The sequence below is a fragment of the Paracoccus yibinensis genome, from assembly GCF_030846195.1.
Taxonomy (GTDB): Bacteria; Pseudomonadota; Alphaproteobacteria; order Rhodobacterales; family Rhodobacteraceae; genus Paracoccus; species Paracoccus yibinensis.
This window is the reverse complement of the sequence record NZ_JAVCWH010000001.1, coordinates 117509-137158: the sequence shown is the minus strand read 5'-3', so window position 1 is coordinate 137158 and position 19650 is coordinate 117509. Positions and strand designations below refer to the sequence as shown.

22 protein-coding genes are annotated in these 19650 nt (G+C 64.6%); 13 read left to right on the top strand and 9 right to left on the bottom strand.

Going from position 1 to position 19650, the window contains the following annotated elements:
• Positions 1 to 92: 92 nt before the first annotated feature.
• The 3 genes from obgE (at position 93) to RAH32_RS00665 (ending at position 2586) form a co-directional block, all read left to right on the top strand.
• Positions 93 to 1124, top strand: coding sequence for a GTPase ObgE (gene obgE / locus RAH32_RS00675; protein WP_306604137.1), 1032 nt, complete (start codon positions 93 to 95; stop codon positions 1122 to 1124).
• Positions 1112 to 2224 carry a glutamate 5-kinase gene (proB, locus tag RAH32_RS00670; protein WP_306604136.1) on the top strand — a complete coding sequence of 371 codons (1113 nt, stop codon included), beginning with the start codon at positions 1112 to 1114 and terminating at the stop codon, positions 2222 to 2224. The genes obgE and proB overlap by 13 nt, the downstream gene beginning before the upstream one ends.
• Positions 2225 to 2322: 98 nt before the next feature.
• Complete coding sequence (locus RAH32_RS00665) at positions 2323 to 2586, top strand: hypothetical protein (protein ID WP_306604134.1); 264 nt, start codon at positions 2323 to 2325, stop codon at positions 2584 to 2586.
• 81 nt (positions 2587 to 2667) lie between these two features.
• Here RAH32_RS00665 and RAH32_RS00660 read toward each other — a convergent pair whose 3' ends face one another.
• The 7 genes from RAH32_RS00660 to RAH32_RS00630 form a co-directional block, all read right to left on the bottom strand.
• A complete protein-coding gene (locus tag RAH32_RS00660; protein ID WP_306604132.1) occupies positions 2668 to 4851 on the bottom strand; it encodes a 3-hydroxyacyl-CoA dehydrogenase NAD-binding domain-containing protein in 2184 nt (727 codons plus the stop codon).
• Positions 4848 to 5327: a cupin domain-containing protein gene (locus RAH32_RS00655; RefSeq protein ID WP_306604131.1), complete on the bottom strand. Its 480-nt coding sequence runs from the start codon at positions 5325 to 5327 to the stop codon at positions 4848 to 4850. Before RAH32_RS00655 ends, RAH32_RS00660 begins: the two co-directional genes overlap by 4 nt.
• Positions 5327 to 6538 carry an acetyl-CoA C-acetyltransferase gene (locus RAH32_RS00650; RefSeq protein WP_306604129.1) on the bottom strand — a complete coding sequence of 404 codons (1212 nt, stop codon included), beginning with the start codon at positions 6536 to 6538 and terminating at the stop codon, positions 5327 to 5329. Before RAH32_RS00650 ends, RAH32_RS00655 begins: the two co-directional genes overlap by 1 nt.
• Complete coding sequence (locus RAH32_RS00645; protein WP_306604127.1) at positions 6535 to 7176, bottom strand: glutathione S-transferase family protein; 642 nt, start codon at positions 7174 to 7176, stop codon at positions 6535 to 6537. The genes RAH32_RS00650 and RAH32_RS00645 overlap by 4 nt, the downstream gene beginning before the upstream one ends.
• A gap of 274 nt (positions 7177 to 7450) precedes the next feature.
• Positions 7451 to 9223, bottom strand: coding sequence for an acyl-CoA dehydrogenase C-terminal domain-containing protein (locus RAH32_RS00640; protein WP_306604125.1), 1773 nt, complete (start codon positions 9221 to 9223; stop codon positions 7451 to 7453).
• A 4-nt stretch (positions 9224 to 9227) separates the two neighbouring features.
• Positions 9228 to 9626, bottom strand: a complete 399-nt coding sequence (locus RAH32_RS00635) for a MerR family transcriptional regulator (RefSeq protein WP_306604123.1) — start codon at positions 9624 to 9626, stop codon at positions 9228 to 9230.
• A 122-nt stretch (positions 9627 to 9748) separates the two neighbouring features.
• Positions 9749 to 10129, bottom strand: a complete 381-nt coding sequence (locus RAH32_RS00630) for a MerR family transcriptional regulator (RefSeq protein WP_306604121.1) — start codon at positions 10127 to 10129, stop codon at positions 9749 to 9751.
• 132 nt (positions 10130 to 10261) lie between these two features.
• Between RAH32_RS00630 and RAH32_RS00625 the strand changes: the two genes are divergently transcribed.
• Genes RAH32_RS00625 through RAH32_RS00615 form a run of 3 tightly spaced genes read left to right on the top strand, consistent with a single transcriptional unit; the run spans position 10262 to position 12501 of the window.
• Positions 10262 to 10684, top strand: coding sequence for a PaaI family thioesterase (locus tag RAH32_RS00625; protein ID WP_306604119.1), 423 nt, complete (start codon positions 10262 to 10264; stop codon positions 10682 to 10684).
• Positions 10681 to 11187, top strand: a complete 507-nt coding sequence (locus tag RAH32_RS00620; RefSeq protein WP_373429632.1) for a PaaI family thioesterase — start codon at positions 10681 to 10683, stop codon at positions 11185 to 11187. The genes RAH32_RS00625 and RAH32_RS00620 overlap by 4 nt, the downstream gene beginning before the upstream one ends.
• 9 nt (positions 11188 to 11196) lie before the next feature.
• A complete protein-coding gene (locus RAH32_RS00615; RefSeq protein WP_306604117.1) occupies positions 11197 to 12501 on the top strand; it encodes an MATE family efflux transporter in 1305 nt (434 codons plus the stop codon).
• A gap of 45 nt (positions 12502 to 12546) precedes the next feature.
• On the opposite strand, the gene RAH32_RS00610 is transcribed toward RAH32_RS00615, so the two are convergent.
• Positions 12547 to 12864: a DUF1476 domain-containing protein gene (locus RAH32_RS00610; protein ID WP_306604114.1), complete on the bottom strand. Its 318-nt coding sequence runs from the start codon at positions 12862 to 12864 to the stop codon at positions 12547 to 12549.
• A 130-nt stretch (positions 12865 to 12994) separates the two neighbouring features.
• Between RAH32_RS00610 and purC the strand changes: the two genes are divergently transcribed.
• The 7 genes from purC to RAH32_RS00575 all read left to right on the top strand — a co-directional run bounded on the left by purC (position 12995) and on the right by RAH32_RS00575 (position 18719).
• Positions 12995 to 13756: a phosphoribosylaminoimidazolesuccinocarboxamide synthase gene (purC, locus tag RAH32_RS00605; RefSeq protein WP_268941687.1), complete on the top strand. Its 762-nt coding sequence runs from the start codon at positions 12995 to 12997 to the stop codon at positions 13754 to 13756.
• Between the two features lie 11 nt (positions 13757 to 13767).
• Complete coding sequence (purS, locus tag RAH32_RS00600) at positions 13768 to 14007, top strand: phosphoribosylformylglycinamidine synthase subunit PurS (RefSeq protein WP_306604111.1); 240 nt, start codon at positions 13768 to 13770, stop codon at positions 14005 to 14007.
• A gap of 81 nt (positions 14008 to 14088) precedes the next feature.
• Entirely contained in the window at positions 14089 to 14886 is a 798-nt protein-coding gene (locus tag RAH32_RS00595; RefSeq protein WP_306604109.1) for an ABC transporter ATP-binding protein, read from the top strand.
• A gap of 26 nt (positions 14887 to 14912) precedes the next feature.
• Positions 14913 to 15635: a transporter substrate-binding domain-containing protein gene (locus RAH32_RS00590; protein ID WP_306604106.1), complete on the top strand. Its 723-nt coding sequence runs from the start codon at positions 14913 to 14915 to the stop codon at positions 15633 to 15635.
• A 45-nt stretch (positions 15636 to 15680) separates the two neighbouring features.
• Positions 15681 to 16562 carry an ABC transporter permease gene (locus tag RAH32_RS00585; RefSeq protein ID WP_306605164.1) on the top strand — a complete coding sequence of 294 codons (882 nt, stop codon included), beginning with the start codon at positions 15681 to 15683 and terminating at the stop codon, positions 16560 to 16562.
• On the top strand, positions 16559 to 17383 hold the full coding sequence (locus tag RAH32_RS00580) for an ABC transporter permease (RefSeq protein ID WP_306604104.1): 825 nt from the start codon (positions 16559 to 16561) through the stop codon (positions 17381 to 17383). Before RAH32_RS00585 ends, RAH32_RS00580 begins: the two co-directional genes overlap by 4 nt.
• A gap of 4 nt (positions 17384 to 17387) precedes the next feature.
• A complete protein-coding gene (locus RAH32_RS00575) occupies positions 17388 to 18719 on the top strand; it encodes a glutamine synthetase family protein (RefSeq protein ID WP_306604102.1) in 1332 nt (443 codons plus the stop codon).
• Between the two features lie 155 nt (positions 18720 to 18874).
• Here RAH32_RS00575 and RAH32_RS00570 read toward each other — a convergent pair whose 3' ends face one another.
• On the bottom strand, positions 18875 to 19615 hold the full coding sequence (locus tag RAH32_RS00570) for an N-formylglutamate amidohydrolase (protein WP_306604100.1): 741 nt from the start codon (positions 19613 to 19615) through the stop codon (positions 18875 to 18877).
• Positions 19616 to 19650: the final 35 nt, after the last annotated feature.

The window sequence follows — 19650 nt, the reverse complement described above, 5'->3', positions numbered from 1 at the left end:
GCTCAGCCATCGCGTTTTTCGCAATAATCCTGCGCCTCTTGAAGGATGGGCCCAGTGGGCGTATCGCATCCCCTTGAACAGGAGCCTGCCGCATGAAATTTCTTGACCTCGCCAAAGTCTATATCCGCTCGGGTGGCGGCGGCGCGGGCTGCGTGTCCTTCCGGCGCGAGAAGTTCATCGAATACGGCGGCCCCGATGGCGGGGACGGCGGCAATGGCGGCGATGTCTGGGCCGAGGCGGTCGAGGGGCTGAACACCCTGATCGATTTCCGCTATCAGCAGCATTTCTTCGCCAAGTCCGGCCAGCACGGCATGGGCAGCCAGATGACCGGCAAGTCTGGCGAGGATATCACCCTGCGCGTGCCCGTGGGCACCGAAATCCTGGAGGAGGACGAGGAAACCGTCATCGCCGACCTGACCGAACCCGGCCAGAGGGTTCTGCTGGCGCGCGGCGGCAATGGCGGCTGGGGCAACCTGCATTTCAAGACCTCGACCAACCGCAGCCCGCGCAACGCCAATCCGGGCCAGCCGGGCATCGAACGCACCATCTGGCTGCGGCTGAAGCTGATCGCGGATGCGGGGCTGGTGGGGCTGCCGAATGCAGGCAAGTCCACCTTCCTGGCGGCCGTGTCGAATGCCCGGCCCAAGATCGCGGATTATCCCTTCACCACGCTGCACCCGAACCTGGGCGTGGTCGGCATCGACGGATACGAGTTCGTCATGGCCGACATCCCCGGCCTGATCGAGGGCGCGAGCGAGGGCAGGGGCCTGGGCGACCAGTTCCTGGGCCATGTGGAACGCAGCAACGTGCTGCTGCATCTGGTCGATGGCACCTCGGACGATGTGGCGACCGACGCCCGCACCATCCTGACCGAGCTTGAGGCCTATTCGCCGGTGCTGATGGACAAGCCGCGCGTGACGGCGCTGAACAAGATTGATGCGCTCGACGACGACACCATCGTCGAACGTCGGGCCGCGCTGGAGGCCGAGATCGGCGGCCCGGTCCTGCTGATGTCGGGGGTGGCCAAGCTGGGCGTGACCGAGGTTCTGCGCGCGCTCTGGACGCAGATCGAGCCGACCCGCCGCGCCGTGAAGGACGAACCCGAGGCGCCATGGCAGCCGTAAGCCCGTCGCTGACCGGGGCGCGGCGGCTGGTCATCAAGGTCGGCTCGGCGCTGCTGGTGGATGAAAACGGCTTGCGCGGCGACTGGCTGCGGGCCTTGTGCGACGACGTGGCCGACTGGCGCCGACGCGGCTGCGACGTGGTGCTGGTGTCGTCGGGATCCATCGCGCTTGGGCGGCGGGTGCTGGGCCTGCCCTTGGGCGCGCTGCCGCTGGAACAGGCGCAGGCCGCCGCCGCCGTGGGCCAGATTCGGCTGGCGCGGGCTTATGAGGAGGCGTTGGCCCCGCACGGCGTGACTACCGCTCAGGTGTTGCTGACGCTGGAGGACAGCGCGGATCGGCGCCGCTACCTCAACAGCCGGGCGACCATGCAGACGCTGCTGTCGCTTGGCGTGGTGCCGATTGTCAACGAAAACGATACGGTGGCGACCGACGAGATCCGCTTCGGCGATAACGACCGGCTGGCCGCCCAGATCGCCGTGACCTGCGGCGCGGACCAGTTGCTGCTGCTGTCGGACGTGGACGGGCTTTACACCGCCAATCCCAAGACCGACCCGACCGCGCGCCACCTGCCCGTCATCGAGGCCCTGACGCCCGAGATCGAGGCCATGGGCGGCGATCCGGTATCCGGTCTATCCAAGGGCGGCATGAAGACCAAGCTGATGGCCGCGCGCACCGCCATCGCCGGGGGTTGCGCCATGGCGATTGCCGAAGGGTCGGTGACGCGCCCGCTGTCGGCGGTGGCGAATGGCGCGCGATGCAGTTGGTTCCTGCCTGAAAGCGATCCTCAGCTTGCCCGCAAGCGTTGGATCGCGGCCATGAAGCCCAAGGGCGCCCTGGTCGTGGACGAAGGCGCGGTCCGGGCGCTGCAAGGGGGCAAGTCGCTGCTGCCTGCGGGCGTGCGCACGGTCGTGGGCGATTTCGGCCGGGGCGATCCGGTGGCGATCACTGGCCCTTCGGGCGAGACGGTGGCGACCGGCCTTGCCCGTTATACCGCCGACGAGGCACGGCGCATCGCGGGCAACCGCTCGGACCAGATCGAGGCGATCCTGGGCTATACCGGCCGTGCCGCCCTGGTCCATCGCGACGACATGGCGCTGTAGGCGGCGCAGTTTTTTCGCAAGCGCGGGAATAATCCTGCGGCTGGTCCGTCATCATCCCGCAGGCAGGATGGCCTGCGACAGATGAAGGAACCGCAGCCATGACACGACACAGCTTCCTGCTTGCCCTTGCCGCCACCGCAAGCCTGGCCTTGCCCAGCGCCGCCCTGGCGGGCGATGACGAGGGCGTCAGCCGCATCCTGCGCGGCTTCGTCGCGCCGCAATATCACGGCCCTTTCTGGGATCGTGACGATGACGACCGCCGCTGGGAATACAGCTACCGCATCCGTCACGATGACGATGATGACGATGATGATCGCTGGGACGACGACGATGATGATGACGACGACCGCTGGGACGACTGATCCCAGAGAAGGCCAACAATAACAACGCAGGGGCAGGATCAGGCACGCCCCGGCCGTGAAGGCCGGGGCGTTTCGCTTGGGTCAGGCGGCCTTCTTGCCGCTGCCGAAGCGGTCATAGAAGGACCGCCCGCTTTCGGCAATGTCGCGCAGCATCTGCGGGGCGGCGAAGCGGTCGCCATGCTCGGCCGACAGGCGGTCGCAGATCTGCACGGCCCGCGCGGCCTCCAGCATGTCCAGCCAGGCGAAGGGACCGCCAGACCAGGGCGCGAAGCCCCAGCCCAGGATCGCGCCCACATCGCCTTCTCGGATATCCTCCAGTACGCCTTGTTCAAAGGCGCGCACGGCTTCCAGCGTCTGAGCGAACATCAGGCGGTGCTGCACGGTGGTCAGGTCCGGCTGGTCGTCCGGCTGCGGATAGCGGGCGGCCAAGCCCTCCCATAGCCCCTGCCGCTTGCCCTCCGCGTCATAGGCATAGAAGCCTGCGTTCGACTTGCGGCCCAGGCGACCCTGCTCTGCCATCCAGAACAGCACCTCGTCCACATTGCCGTCGGGATAGGCGTCGCCCATCGCCGCGCGGGTGGCCTTGGCGATCTTCACGCCCAAGTCGATGGATGTCTCATCGACCAGTTGCAGCGGCCCCAGCGGCATCCCCATCAGCTTGGCGGCGTTTTCGACCAGCACCGGGTTCACGCCCTCGGCCACCATGCGGATGCCTTCGTTGATATAGGGAATGATGCAGCGGTTGGCATAGAAGAAGCGCGCGTCGTTCACCACAATCGGCGTCTTGCGGATCTGGCGCACGAAATCCAGCGCCTTGGCCACCGCGCGGGGGCCGGTCTGCTGGCCCTTGATGATCTCGACCAGCATCATCTTGTCCACGGGGCTGAAGAAGTGGATGCCGATGAACTGGTCCGGGCGGCTGCTGGCCTTCGCCAGGTCGCTGATCGGCAGGGTTGAGGTGTTGGTGGCGAAAATCGCGTCCGCCGGGATCGCGGCCTCGGCTTTCTTCGTGACCTCGGCCTTGATAGAGGGGTCCTCGAACACGGCCTCGACCACCAGGTCGCAGCCCTCCAGCGCGGCGTAATCGGTCGTCGCGGTGATGCGCGCCAGAACCTCGGTCTTCTTCTCCTCGGTGGATTTCTTGCGGCTGATGGCCTTGTCTAGCAGCCCTTCGGAATAGGCCTTGCCCTTGTCCGCGGCCTCCTGTTTCGCGTCGATCAGCACCACCTGGATCCCCGCCATGGCGCTGACATAGGCGATGCCCGCGCCCATCATCCCTGCGCCCAGAATGCCGACCTTCCTGACCGACTGGTCCGGCGCCTCGGGGCGGTTCGCGCCCTTCTCCAAGGCTTCCTTGTTGATGAACAGGCTGCGGATCATCGCCGTGCTGGACGGGTTCATCAGCACGTTGGTGAACCACCGCGCCTCGATCTTCAGCGCCGTGTCGAAGGGCACCTGCGCGCCTTCATAGACCGCGGACAGCAGCGCCTTGGCGGCGGGATAGACCCCCATGGTCTTGCCGTTCACCATGGCCGAGGCGCCCACGAAGGTCATGAAGCCCGCCGGGTGATAGGGCTCGCCACCCGGCATCTTGTAGCCCTTCTGGTCCCAAGGCTTGACCAGGTCGGCGTCCTTCGCGTTCAGCACCCATTCGCGGGCAGCAGGCAGCGGATCGGCGACCACTTCGTCGATCAGCCCGGCGGCCTTGGCCTTCTTCGGGTCCGACAGCTTGCCTTCCAGCAAAAAGGGCGCGGCGGCCATGGCGCCCAGCTTGCGCGACAGCCGGATCGTGCCGCCGCCGCCGGGGAAGATGCCGACCATGATCTCGGGCAGGCCGATCTTGGCCTTGGGATTGTCCGCCGCAAAAATGCGGTGCGTGGCCAACGGCAGTTCCAGCCCGATGCCAAGCGCGGTGCCGGGCAGGGCGGCGGCGATGGGCTTGCCGCCCTTGAGCGTCTTCGGGTCCATGCCCCCCCGCTCGATCTTGCGCAGGGCGTGGTGCAGGGTCATGATTCCGTCGAAGATCTGCTGGGCGCCGCCCTGCTTCATCTGCGCGATGACGTTCAGGTCCATCCCGGCGGCGAAGTCCTTCTTGCCGCTGGTGATGACGATGCCCTTGACGGCCTCGTCGGACAGTGCCTCGTCGATCAGCGCGTCCAACTGCGCTGCACCTTCAAGCGACAGCACGTTCATCGACTTGCCCGGCACGTCCCAGGTAATGACGGCCACGCCATCGGCGTCCTTCTGCATGGTGAAATCGGTCATTCGTTCTCTCCCTCGGGCGCATAGGGCCGCCCGTCCTTGTGGGTATAGGTCGCAGTCCCGTCCTTCATGGTCAGCACCAGATCGACATCGGAATAGGTCGCGACTTCCTCGGCGGCCTTGCTGCCGATCACGAGAAAGCGGGCGGGCGCATCGCTGCGGTTGATGAAGTGGTGGCCATCCGGCGTGTTGGCGGGAAAGCCCACGCAATCACCGGGGCGCATGATCTCCTCGCCATCATCGGTGATCATCACGCATTCACCCTCGGTCACCATGACGAACTCGTCCTCGGCCCGGTGCCAATGGCGCAGCGAGGACATGGCGCCGGGTTCCAGCGTGATCAGATTGACGCCGAACTGCGTCAGCCCCGCCGCCTGCCCCAACCGCAGGCTGGACCGCCCGGCCATCATCGCCGCATAGGGCCCGGGATAGATCGAGCCGGTCTTGACCGGCACCTGGGACAGGTCGAGCTTGCGCATCACACCCGCTCGATGATGGTGGCCGCGCCCATGCCGGATGCGATGCACAGGGTTGCAAGGCCGACTTCCTTGTCCTGCCGCTCCAGTTCATCCAGCAGCGTGCCAATGATGATCGCACCGGTCGCGCCCAGGGGGTGCCCCATTGCCATCGCGCCGCCGTTGACGTTGACCTTGCCGGGATCGACCTGGAAGGCCTGCATGAAGCGCAGCACGACGGCGGCGAAGGCCTCGTTCACTTCGAACAGGTCGATATCGCTGATGGACATGCCGCTGTCGGCCAGGATCTTCTCGGTCACCGGGACCGGACCGGTCAGCATGATCGTGGGATCGGTGCCGATCTTGGCGGTGGCGCGGATCCGGGCGCGGGGCTTAAGCCCGTGGGCGCGGCCGAACTCCTCGTTCCCGATCAGCACGGCGGCGGCGCCGTCCACGATGCCGCTGGAGTTACCCGCGTGGTGGATGTGGTCGATGCGGTCCAGATGCGGGTATTTCAGCATCGCGACCTTGTCGAAGCCGGGCATCACCTCGCCCATGTCCTTGAAGGCGGGCTTCAGCTTGGCCAGATCCTCCATGGTGGTGCCGGGACGCATGTATTCGTCGCGGTCAAGGATGGTCAGCCCGTTCTGGTCCCTGACCGGCACGATGGAGCGGGCAAAGCGCCCTTCCTCCCAGGCCGCTGCTGCACGACGCTGGCTTTCGACGGCCAGCTTGTCGGCTTCCTCTCGGGTGAAGCCGTATTCGGTGGCGATGATGTCCGCGCTGATGCCCTGGGGCACGAAATAGGTCTTCATCGCCAGCGACGGATCAACGGCAATCGCCGCGCCGTCGCTGCCCATGGGAACGCGGCTCATCATCTCGACCCCGCCGGCGATATAGCCGTTGCCGGCGCCCGCCTTGACCTGGTTGGCAGCCAGGTTCACGGCCTCCATGCCGCTGGCGCAGAAGCGGTTGATCGACAGGCCGGGGATGCGTTCGTCCAGGTCCGAGGCCAGCACGGCCGAGCGCGCAAGGCAGCCGCCCTGTTCCTTGACCTGGGTGACATTGCCCCAGATCACGTCCTCGACCGCGTTGCCCTCCAGGTTGTTGCGTTCCTTGACGGCGTTCAGCAGGCGGGCCGACAGCGCAAGCGAGGTCACTTCGTGCAGGCTGCCATCGCTGCGGCCCTTGCCTCGGGGCGTGCGGACGGTGTCATAGATGAATGCGTCGGTCATGCGTCCTCCTTGGGTGCCCGGTCCGAGGGATTGCCGGGCATCAGGTCATAGGGGTGTTTCCAGCCGGGCAGGGCGCTGATCGCGTCCAGCCAGCGGTCGATATGGGGCCAGTCCTTGCGGTCGAAGCCAAAGGGTTCGGGATAGAACAGGTAACCGCAACAGGCGAAATCGGCGATGGTGGGGCTGCCGTCTGCGACCCAGTCGCGGGTGGACAGGTGGTCGTCCAGCACCTTGTAGGCGGCTTTCAGCCGCCCTTGCAGGTATTCCGCCGCGCCTGCCGGGCGTTTGTCCGCAGGCAGGAAGTTCAGAAGAAAGCGGGCGTGACCCGCCTGACCCGAAAGCTTGTGGTTGTCGAACATCAGCCAGCGAAGGGTCTCGTTGCGGTTCGATCCCAGGAACTTGCCGGTCCGTTCAGCGATGTGAAGCTGGATGACAGCGGATTGCGACAGGGTCAGGTCGCCTTCACGAAAGACGGGAACCTCACCCATGGGGTTGATGACGCGGAACGCAGGGCTGCGCGCCTCTCCGTTGAAGAAATCGACATGGACCGGCGCCCAGTCATAGCCCGCCAGTTCCATGGTCAGCGCCGCCTTGTAGGCGTTGCCGGATTCGCCAAAGCACCAGAGTTGCGCAGTCATCCTGTTCCTCCATCGCCGGGGGCTTCGCGCCCCCGGACCCCCGCGGGATATTTTCATGAAGAAGAAGGAGTGGAATTAATCCTTCTTCAATATTTTCATTCCAATCTTGGCATTGCGGTACAGGCTGGGAAGCCGATGACCGCTGAAGGAGAAGTTTCCGGCCTGCGAGTTTGATGCCGATGGCCGAGCGCAGGCCGGAAACGCCGTTTCTTCTTCACTCAAATATCCCCGCCGGAGGCTCCTGTCCGTGAAGCAGGTGCCATGGTTGGCAGGCTCAGAACGCCTCCGCCTCCAGTTCCATCACCGGCGCAGCGCCCGACTGGATCCGCGCGAGATGTGTCGCAGTTATCGGCAACTGCCGCCTCATATAGTAACGCCCCGTTGCCAGCTTGGTCTTCAGGAAGGCCGCGTCGCCGCGTCCCGCGTCCAGCGCCTCTTGTGCCGCGACCGCCATCTGAGCCCACATCAGGCCAAGCGCGACATGGCCGAACAGGTGCATGAAGTCATAGCTGCCCGACAGTGCGTCGTTCGGGTTCTTCATGCCGCGCTCCATGAAGAACATGGCGGCGGTCTGCAGATCCTTCGACGCATTCTTCAGCGGAGCGATGAAATCGGCGGCAATGGCGCTGTCGCCCTGTTGCTTGCAGAAGGACTTCACCATTTCGAAGAAGCCCATGACATGCTTGCCGCCGTCCAGCGCCAGCTTGCGACCAACCAGATCCAGGGCCTGTACGCCGTTCGCCCCTTCATAGATCATGGTAATGCGGGCGTCGCGGACGAATTGCGACATACCCCATTCCTCGATATAGCCGTGCCCGCCATAGACCTGCTGGGCCAGAACGGCGGTCTCGAAGCCCTTGTCGGTCAGGAAGCCCTTGATGACAGGTGTCAGCAGGGATACGAGGCCTTCGGCATCGGCATCGCCATTGTGCCCCTTGTCGATCAGGTGCGCGCCCCACAGTGCCAGCATCCGCGCGCCTTCCAGAAAGGATTTCTGGTCCATCAGGCTGCGGCGGATGTCGGGATGGACGATCAGCGGATCGGCCGGACCCTGGGGATTGGCCGCCCCCGTCACGGCGCGGCCTTGCAGGCGGTCCGTCGCATAGGCAACGGCGTTCTGATAGGCGGGCACGGCGCAGGCATAGCCCTGCAGGCCAACGCCCAGGCGCGCCTCGTTCATCATCGTGAACATGGCCCGCATTCCTTTGTGCAGATCGCCCAGCAGCCAGCCCTTTGCGCCGTCATAGTTCATGACGCAGGTGGCATTGCCGTGGATGCCCATCTTTTCTTCCAGCTTCCCGACGGTCACGCCGTTGCGTTCACCTAGCGATCCGTCCGGGTTCACCAGGAATTTCGGCACGATGAACAGGCTGATGCCCTTGGTTCCCTCGCCCCCGCCCGGCGCCTTGGCAAGGACCAGGTGGATGACGTTTTCCGCCAGGTCATGATCGCCCGCCGAAATGAAGATCTTCTGGCCGGTGATCAGATAGCTGCCGTCGTCCTGCGGCTCGGCCTTGGTGCGCAGCATCCCCAGATCGGTGCCGCAATGCGGCTCCGTCAGGTTCATGGTGCCGGTCCAGTCGCAGCTGACCATCCTGGGCAGGTAGGTCTGCTTCTGTTCGTCCGTTCCGTGTGCGTGGATCGCCGAATAGGCGCCGTGGGTCAGGCCCTGATACATGTTGAAGGCCATGTTGGCCGACACGAACATCTCGCCCGTCGCGACGCCCATCACATAGGGCATTCCTTGGCCGCCGTATTCGGGGTCGCAATCCAGCGCGGTCCAGCCGCCGTCCTTCATGGCCTGAAAAGCCCGGTCGAAACCGTCGGGCGTGCGGACCACGCCGTTCTCCAGCCGGCAGCCCTGCTTGTCACCCACCGCATTCAGCGGCGCCAGAACCTCGGCCGCCAGCTTGCCCGCCGCATCCAGAATCGCCTCGGTGAAGTCGGGATCCAGATCCTCGTGGCCGGGCAGGCCGGATTGCGACAGCTTCAGCACGTCATGCAGCGCAAACTGCATGTCGCGGACAGGCGGGATGTAAATCGTCATGGCATTACCCTGTGGTCGTGTCGTTGGACGCGACGGCAAGACGGGCTTCAGCATCGGAAAGCTGGGACCTGAGATCGACGATCGCCTCGCTCAGTTCAGCATATTGGCGTTCCATGTCGCCAAGGCGCTGCCGGCCGACCGCGATGGTCGCGGCAATCTGCGCCTTGTTCGTGCCGCCCGGCTCGTAGAGTTCGAGCAGCTGGCGGATTTCCTCGAGGCTGAAGCCGAACCGCTTGCCGCGCAGGATCAGCGTCAGGCGCGCCCTGTCCCTCCGGTCATACAGGCGATGCTGCCCGCGACGTTCGGGAAAGATCAGCTCGCGCGCCTCATAGAAGCGCAGCGTGCGCGGGGTGACGCCGAACGCATCGCACATCTGGCGAATCGTCATCAGCTCGTCGGACATGGATCGCGGTTCCTCCTCATTCACCGTCTGCCGTCCTTGACCACAGATATAGGGGCAAGTTGACGCGAACGTAAGCAAGACGCCGCGTCACAGGTGAAGTCAAGGACAACCGTGACGCAGGGTCAACCCATGTCGCTCAATTCCTGCGCGGCAGTTGCGCGCAGGGCTTCCAGATCGGCGCGGGCGGATCGAAGGTCGGCGATCTGTTCATCCAGAACCTTCAACTGCCGGTCGGCCAGATCCAGCCAGACCTGATACTGTTCGCGCGATCCCTTCTGTTCATAGATCAAGAGCCATTGCCGGATCTCCTCGAGCGAGAAGCCGAACCGGCGGCCGCGCAGGATCAGGGTCATGCGCGCGATTTCCCGAGGCCCATAGAAGCGCGCGCGGCCTTCCTTCCGGGGGTTCAGAAGTTCGATATATTCGTAATAGCGCAGCGTTCGGGGCGTTACGTCGAAGCGTGCGCACATGTCCTTGAAACTGATCGTCTGCTCGCCCGGCATCGGCCCTCTCCTGCGGCAACTGACGCAAAGCTATCCGCTTGGCGCGACCAAGCGCAAGGGACGGGGGGTTGAGCGGGCGGGCCGGTCAGGGATAGCGTGGCGCGACAATGCAATGGGGACAGGAACACAGGCATGGCGGAAACGGATCAGACGCGAATCGCCCAGCAGTTCATCGAGGCGATACCCCATGCCCGAGCCCTTGGGATGCGGGTCGATGCCTTGGGCGAGGGGTCGGCCACGATCAGCATGCCCTGGGCCGAACATCTGGTGGGCGATCCTCGCAGCGGGGTGGTGCATGGGGGCGTGGTTTCCGCGCTGATGGACACCAGTTGCGGGGCGGCGGTGATGTCGCATCCCTCGGGTCCGTCCTCGACGGCGACCATCGACCTGCGCATCGACTACATGCGTTCGGCCACCAAGGGCCAGCGGATCACGGCGCGGGCCGAATGCTATCACATGACGCGGACGGTCGCCTTTGTCCGGGCCGTCGCCCTGGACGAGGACGAAGCCAATCCCGTGGCCGCCGCCACCGGCGCCTTCACGGTCGAAAGATGATGCCCATGGACCGCCGCGAACCCCTCGACCGGATCAAGTCCCGCCGCGATTCCGCCCTGGCGGCGCTTGTGTCCGGGGTGCCCTATCTGACCTGGCTGGGCATCCGCTTCGACCGCCGCGGGGACGAGTTGACCGCGATCCTGCCTTACGAGGAAAAACTGATCGGCAACCCCATGCTGCCTGCGATCCACGGCGGCGTGACGGCGGCGTTTCTGGAAACGACCGCGATCATCGAACTGGCCTGGGCCGCCATGTGGGAGGACATGGAGTCGGGCCGCACCGTTCCCGACGCAGCGGTTGCGGCCAGTCCGCCGCGCCTGCCCAAGACCATCGATTTTACCGTGGACTATCTGCGCAGCGGCCTGCCGCGCGACGCCTATGCCCGCGCGCGTGTCGTGCGGTCGGGGCGGCGCTATGCCAGCGTCCAGGTCGAGGCATGGCAGGACAACCGTGCCCGGCTGATGGCGCAGGCGACGGGACATTTCCTGATGCCGCAGGGCTAGGCCGCCGGAATGGACAGGCCGACCAACCGGCGGGTTCTGGCGATCGCCCTGCCCATCGTGATATCGAACGCGACCGTGCCGTTGCTGGGTCTTGTCGATACCGGGGTAGTCGGGCAACTGGGCCGGCCAGAAGCGATCGGCGCGGTTGCCGTCGGGTCCGTGATCCTGACCTCGATCTACTGGATCTTCGGATTCCTGCGGATGGGCACATCGGGCCTGGTGGCACAAAGCCACGGTGCAGGCGATGGTGCGGAAAGCGGCGCGCATCTGTTGCGCGCCCTGGCGATAGCCGGGGTCGCGGGGCTGGCCTTCGTTCTGATGCAGGGCGTGGTCTTCTGGGCTGCGTTCAGGATTGCCCCGACCTCGGCCTTGGTCGAGTCCCTGGCCCGCGATTATCTGGCGATCCGCATCTGGGGGGCGCCCGCGACCATCGCCCTTTACGCCATAACCGGCTGGCTGATCGCCGTCGAGCGGGCGAAGTCCGTGCTTTTGCTGCAACTGGTCCAGAACGGGCTGAACGTCGTCCTGTCGGTCTGGTTCGTGCTGGGACTGGAGTGGGGCGTCCCCGGCGTCGCAATCGGCACGCTGTTGTCGGAATATTGCGGGCTTGGGCTGGGGTTGTGGATGACCCGCAAGCCCCTGGCGCAGGGCTGGCATGCGGCCGGGCTGTTCGCGCGGGACAAGCTGACGCGGCTTGCGCGCGTGAACAGCGACATCATGATCCGGTCTGTCCTGCTTCAGGCCAGCTTCACCAGTTTCGTCTTTCTGGGCGCGGGGCAGGGCGATGTGACCCTGGCTGCCAACCAGGTGCTGCTGCAATTCCTGTCGATCATCGCCTATGCCCTGGACGGCTTTGCCTTTGCCGCCGAAAGCCTGGTGGGGCAGGCGGTCGGCGCGCGCAGGCCGGATGGGGTGCGGCAGGCATCCCGTCTTACCTCGGCCTGGGGTGTCGCAGGGGCGCTTGCCCTGGGACTGGCGTTCTGGCTTGGTGGAGGGGGGATCATCGACCTGCTGACCACATCCCCCAAGGTGCGGGCCGAGGCGCGGGCCTATCTGCCTTGGCTGGGGCTTGCGCCGCTGATCGGGGTCGCTGCCTGGATGCTGGACGGCATCTTCATCGGCGCGACGCTGACGCGCGACATGCGGGTGGCGATGATCTGGTCGGCCCTGGCTTTCCTGGCTGCCGTGCTGCTGTTGCCGCCAGTCTGGGGAAACCATGGGCTGTGGGCGGCGCTGATGGTGCTGAACCTGTCGCGCGGCGTGACCATGGCGCTGCGTTATCCGCGCGCCGAAGCCGCGGCCCGGCCTGCATGAAAACGGGGGCCGAACGGCCCCCGGCATCTGGTGATCAGAAAGGCTTCACTTCGTTTCGTCGATGATCTGGTGGCGCGCGACCTGCGTCAATTCGGCCATCTTGGTGCGGATTTCCGACTCGCCGGCCTTGCCTTCCAGATCGGCCGCCAGCTTGCGATAGACATCGTCCTCGCCCGGCTCCTCGAAGTCAGAGGTCACGACGGTCATCGCATAGGCGCGCGCGTCGTCGCCCGTCTTGCCCAGAAGTCCGGCCGCCCATTCGCCCAATAGGCGATTGCGGCGTGCCTCGGCCTTGAAGCGCAGGTTTGCGTCATGCGCGAACTTGGATTCGTAACCGCGTTCGCGGTCGTCGAAGGTGGTCATCGTGGCCTCCGTGTTGTCTTGGTCTTGATGTTATCCCGGCCACGGGCGCTTGCAAGCCTCTCGTATTGCCCCCGGGGGCGCTTGTGGGGTAAGGCGCTTTGGATAAGGGACATGCGAAAGGACGCCCGTCATGGCACCGCGCCGCAAGAAGATCTACGAAGGCAAGGCGAAGATCCTTTACGAAGGCACCGAACCCGGCACCCTGGTCCAGTATTTCAAGGATGACGCGACCGCCTTCAACGCCCAGAAAAAGGCCGTGATCGAAGGCAAGGGCGTCCTGAACAACCGCTTGTCCGAATTCTTCATGAACGGGCTGACGAATATCGGCGTCCCCAACCACTTCATCCGCCGCATCAACATGCGCGAGCAGCTGATCCGCCAGGTGGAAATCGTGCCGCTGGAAGTGATCGTGCGCAACTTCGCCGCAGGTTCCCTGTCCAAGCGACTGGGGCTTGAGGAAGGCACGCTGCTGCCGCGTCCCATCGTCGAATACAGCTTCAAGAACGACGAACTGGGCGACCCGATGGTCAGCGAAGAATACATCATCGCCTTCGGCTGGGCGACCCAGCAGGATCTGGACGACATCGTGTCGCTGGCACTCCGCGTCAACGACTTCCTGTCGGGCGTCTTCTATGGCGTCGGCATCAAGCTGATCGACTTCAAGATCGAGATCGGCCGGGTCTGGGACAACGACTTCATGCGCCTGATCGTCGCGGACGAGATCAGCCCCGACAGCTGCCGGTTGTGGGACATGAAGACCGGGCAGAAGCTGGACAAGGACGTGTTCCGCCGCGACCTGGGCAACCTGACCGACGCCTATACCGAGGTTGCGCGCCGGCTGGGCCTGATGCCCGCCAACACCACCAGCCTGAAACCGACCGCGATCAACTGAAGGAAGACGCCATGAAAGCCCGTGTCACGATCATGCTGAAGGATGGCGTCCTTGACCCGCAGGGCGAGGCGATCCGCCACGCGCTTGGCGGACTTGGACACAAGGGTGTCTCGGGTGTCCGGCAGGGCAAGGTGATCGAACTGGACCTGGACGCGACGGATGCGGCGCAGGCCAAGACCGAGGTGGAAAAGATGTGCGAGGGGCTTCTGGCCAATACCGTCATCGAGAAATACGCGGTCGAGATCGTCTGACGCAGCGGCAACCTGCGTTTATCGGCAGGTTGCCCTGCAGACCCCGTTGCAAAAGCGCCGGGATTGTCGCCCAATGCGCCGATGATGAACGATAAACCCGTCCAGAATGACGCCGCGCCCGTGATCCAGATCCAGGACCTGCACAAGGCCTATGGTTCGGTCGAGGTGCTGAAGGGCGTTTCCCTGACCGCGCCGCGCGGCCATGTGATCAGCCTGATCGGATCTTCGGGTTCGGGAAAATCCACGCTGCTGCGCTGTTGCAACCTGCTGGAAAACAGCCAGGCGGGCGAGATCAGTTTCGAAGGCGAAGCGGTCCGCTGGAAAGGGCAGGGCATGGCCCGCGTGCCCGCCGACCGCGCCCAGGTGATACGGTTCCGCACCAACCTGTCGATGGTGTTCCAGCAGTTCAACCTGTGGGCCCATATGACCATCCTCCAGAACGTGATGGAGGCGCCCGTGACAGTCCTGCGCGAGGATCGCACCGCCGTCGAGGCCCGCGCCCGCGCCCTGCTGGAGAAGGTCGGCATCGGCGACAAGTGCGACGCCTGGCCCGCGCAGCTTTCCGGCGGCCAGCAGCAGCGCGCCGCCATCGCCCGCGCCCTGTGCATGCAGCCCAAGGCCCTGCTGTTCGACGAACCGACAAGCGCGCTGGATCCCGAGCTGCAGCAAGAGGTCGTGCGCGTCATCAAGGATCTGGCCGACGAACAGCGCACGATGATCATCGTGACCCATGACATGCGCCTGGCCGCCGATGTCAGTGATCATGTGGTCTTCCTTCATCAGGGCCTGATCGCCGAGGAAGGCTCCCCGGACCAGCTTTTCGGCGCGCCCCGGACCGACCGGCTGCGCCAGTTCCTCAGCGCCTCGATGGCGCATTAGAAAAGATGACCAACAGGAGAGAAAGAATGAAGAAACTGCTGCTTGCCGCAACTGCACTGGCCCTGACCGCCGGAATGGGCATGACCCAGACCGTCCGCATGGGGACCGAGGGTGCATACCCTCCCTACAACTTCATCAACGAGGCGGGCGAGGTCGCGGGGTTCGAGCGGGAACTGGGCGACGAACTGTGCCGGCGCGCGGAACTGGAATGCACCTGGGTCAAGAACGACTGGGATTCGATCATCCCGAACCTGGTGTCGTCGAACTATGACACCATCATGGCTGCCATGAGCATCAACGACGAACGCAAGGCCGTCATCGCCTTCACGCAGGATTACCTGCCGCCCGCGCCGTCGTCCTATGTCGCGCTGCAGGATGGCGTCGATCTGGAAGGCGGCGTGATCGCCGTGCAGACCGGGACCGTGCAGGCCTCGCACATCGCGGAAACCGGCGCGACGATGCTGGAATTCCCGAACATCGACCAGGTCTTCGCCGCCGTCCGCAACGGAGAGGCGGATGCAGGCTTCGGCGACCACGAGGTGATGCGCCCCTTCGTCGAGGACAGCAACGATCTGGTCTTCGTGGGCGAGCAGGTGAACCTGGACGAAGGCATCGGCGTGGGCGTGCGCCAATCCGATACCGAACTGCGCGAAAAACTTGACGCCGCCATCACTGCGATGAAGGAAGATGGTAGCCTGAACGAGTTGATCAAGAAGCACTTTGGCGACGACGCGCAGACCTACGAATGATCTGACGGGCTGCGGGACGACCCGCGGCCTTTACCGGGACAGATGATGTTTTCCTTTTGCAGCGACCCTTCGGTGCTGGACGGGCTTGCCTGGCTGTCGTGTTATCTGACGACGGGCACGCATATGCTGTTCTATGCCAGCTTCGGGGTGGTCCTGCTGTTGCTGGCGATCACTGCGCCCATCGCATTGCTGTTCGGCTATGGCGGCGCAATGGCCTCCCGGTCGCGGATCGCGCCGGTCCGGTGGTTCGGCAAAATCTATACCTCGATGGTGCGGGGTGTGCCGGACATCGTGTTCTTCCTGTTCGTGCCGATTGCGCTGGATCAGGGGCTGGAATGGCTGCGGCATCAGGCGCTGTGCGACAGCGACGCGCCAGTGCGGCAGGGCAACGATTTCGTCGTCTGCGCGTCCGCCAAGCTGCCCCTGTCCACCAGCCCGGAATGGGTGCATGACATTTATGCCATGACGCTGGCCGTGATCGCCTTCTCGGTCGTTTTCGGCGCCTTCGCGGCGAACGTGCTGTATGGCGCGATGCAGGCTGTGCCCCGAGCGCAACTGGAAACGGCCGAGGCCTATGGCATGACGCCCCGCCAGGTCACAAGGCGCATCCTGGTGCCGCAGATGTGGACCTATGCGCTGCCGGGCCTGTCGAACCTGTGGATGATCCTCATCAAGGCCACGCCGCTGCTGTTCCTTCTGGGGATCGAGGACATCGTCTATTGGGCACGCGAACTGGGCGGGGCCAAGACATCGTCCTTTGCCTATCCGCACCCCGACTGGCGGCTTTATTACTTCCTGGCGGTGCTGGTCTTCTATCTGCTGATGACTTGGGTGTCCGAACGCGTGCTTGACCGGGTGATCCATCGCCTTTCTGCGGGACAAGCCACCATGGCGGGCGAGGCGCAGCGCAAGGCAGGTGTGGTGTGAGTTGCGCGCAGACGATCATGGACTATGGCCTGCGGTCGCTTGGCTTCGGCGAACGGCTGCTGCCGCGAAGCGACTTCACGCTGTGCCAGCAGTTCACGCTGATCGGGTCGGGGCTTATCTGGAACCTGTATTTCGCCTTCTTCGCCCTGCTGTTCGGGTTCTTCCTGGCGACCGGTCTTGCCCTTGCCAAGACCAGCACGAATTCCTGGCTGCGCAAGCCCGCCGAAGGCTTCATCTTCCTGTTCCGCGGCAGCCCCTTGTTCATCCAGTTCTTCCTGGCCTACGAGGCCCTGGTGATGCTGCCCCGCGCGGGCGTCGAGATCTTCGGCTTCACCGTGGCAACAAGCTGGCTGACCAAGGCCTGGGCCGGCGCGCTGATCGTGCTGACGCTGAACACCGCCGCCTATTCCGCGCAGATCTTCCACGGCGCGCTGATGTCGGTCCCCAAGGGCGACATCGAGGCCGCCGAGGCGTATGGCATGACCGGCTGGACCAAGTTCCGCCGCGTGCTGTGGCCCACGATGCTGCGGCTGGCCTGGCCGTCCTACACGAACGAGGCGATCTTCCTGTTCCATGCGACCACGCTGGTCTTCTTTTCGGGCTTTCCGGCCTTTCAGCAGCGGGGCGACAGCCTGTATTACGCCAGCTATTTCGCGGGCCAGACTTTCAACCCCTTCATTGCCTATCCGATCGTCGCGCTTTATTTCATCGTCTCGACCCTTGCGCTGATCGGTCTGTCCGGCATCGTGAACCGGCGCCTGAACCGCCACCTGCCCGGTGCGGCCGGGCGTATCCGGTACCGCCCGCAAATCATCCGGTGAAATCATGGACTGGCTCAGAGAACACCCCGAGGTCAAGACCATCCGCGTCGCCGCTTCCGATCTGAACGGCGTCGCCCGCGGCAAGCGCGTCCCCGCCCGATATGCCAGCAAGCTGCTGGAGGAAGGGACCAAGTTTCCTTATTCCGTCCTGAACCTGGATATCTGGGGCGAGGATGTCGAGGACAGCCCCCTGGTCTTCGAGATCGGCGACCCTGACGGGCTGCTGCTGCCTACGGAACGTGGCTTCCTGCCGATGCCCTGGCTGGACGCGCCGACCGCGCTCTTGCCCTTGTGGATGTTCCACCCGGACGGACGACCCTATGAGGGCGATCCCCGGCAAGCCCTGGCCCGTGTCGTCGAACGATACCAGGCGGCCGGACTGACCCCGGTGGTGGCGACCGAGCTGGAATTCTTCCTGATCGACGATTCAGGCCGCCAGTTGCGCGTTCCCCCAAGTCCCAGATCAGGCAAGCGCCGCACCGGCGGCGAGGTGCTGAGCCTGCGTGCGCTTGACGCCTTCGACCAGTTCTTCACCACGCTTTATGACGCCTGCGAGGCGATGGACATACCCGCCGATACCGCCATATCCGAAGCAGGACCGGGCCAGTTCGAGATCAACCTGATGCACCAGGCCGACCCGCTGAAGGCTGCGGACGACACCTGGCTGTTCAAGATGCTGGTCAAGGGGATCGCGCGCCAATACGGCTTTGCCGGCAGCTTCATGGCCAAGCCCTACGAGACGTTTTCGGGGAACGGGATGCACATGCATTTCTCGATCCTCGACAAGGACGGACGCAACATCTTCGACAATGGCGGGGACGAGGGGACGGACGAACTGCGCCACGCGGTTGCTGGCTGCCTGCGCGCCATGCCGGGATCGACGCTGCTGTTCGCCCCGCACGAGAACAGTTATGACCGGCTTGTGCCCAACGCCCATGCGCCGACCGGCATAGGCTGGGCCTATGAAAACCGCACGGCGGCGATCCGCATCCCGTCCTCTGGCCCCAAGGCACGGCGGATCGAACATCGCGTGGCGGGCGGCGACGTGAACCCCTATCTGACGGTCGCGGCGATCCTGGGGGCCGCGCTGAACGGGCTGCTTGAAAAGCAGAAGGCACCCGAACCCTTCAAGGGGAACGCCTATGACCAGAAACTGGATCAGCTTCCCGCCACATGGGGCGAGGCGATCGATGCCTTCCACACATGCCCCGAAATGCGGCGAATCTTTCCATCCCATCTGATCGACAATTTCGTGATGACCAAGCGGCAGGAACTGCACTACATGTCGGAACTGTCGGACGAGGAAACGGTGGAACTGTATCTGGACTCCGTTTGAGTTAAGATACAGGCGCACGCTTATCACGAGCAAGTCCACATCTCTGCATCCGCAGCCTTCAGGACGTTGGGACTGCCGGCAGATGCCGGCTGTTTTCCGATGGTCATGCCTTCAAGGGCCAGAAATCGGTTGCCTTGACATTTCGCCCCGCCGGATCACAACCCCGACGCAGTCAGCGTCGCGGCGATCACGGGAGCCAGCCGGGCGGCCCATTCGGCCTGGCCGACCTCATCCGCAATCAGGTCGTTGCGGACTTCCACCAATACATTGGGCCGGGCATGGCGCAGGGCATGGCGGTCGATTGAGTCACCCTCAAGGTGGCCGTCATAAGGTTGGTTTTCCCCGGTGATCCAGCCCATCTGGCGACAGGCCTGGACCAGGGGTACACCCAGCCGCACATCTTGATAGGAATACAGAATCCCCACTTGCCAAGGACGCTGGGGACGGCCGCGCAATTGCGGGGTAAAGCTGTGGATCGCGCAGATGCAGCGGTCGGGATGGCCGTCCGCCAGCCGGGCAAGGGCTGTGTGATAGGGGCGGTGCAACCGGTTCAGGCGACGCTCCCGCTCGGCCGTGTCGGCGTTCTTGTTCGCCGGGATGACCGTGCCGTCATAAAGCCGCATCAGCAGGGTCGGGTCGTCCTCGCCCCGGTTTGGGTCGATCACCAGGCGCGAGAAATCCGAAAAGATCGCGGGCGCGTCCATCATGACCGCCAGTTTCGACGCCAACCCGGCCGCGCCCACGTCATAGGCGATGTGGCGCGCCATGTCTTCGGGGGCGATGCCCAGGTCGCCCCCCCCCACCCAGGCAGGCACCCGGTTCGTCGCGTGGTCGCAGGTGATCAGCCAGCGGGACGGGCGATCCTCGCCCTCGGTCCAGAAGGCGCGTTCGGTCATGGGTCGGTCATCCTTCATCTTGGCGATTGTCTATG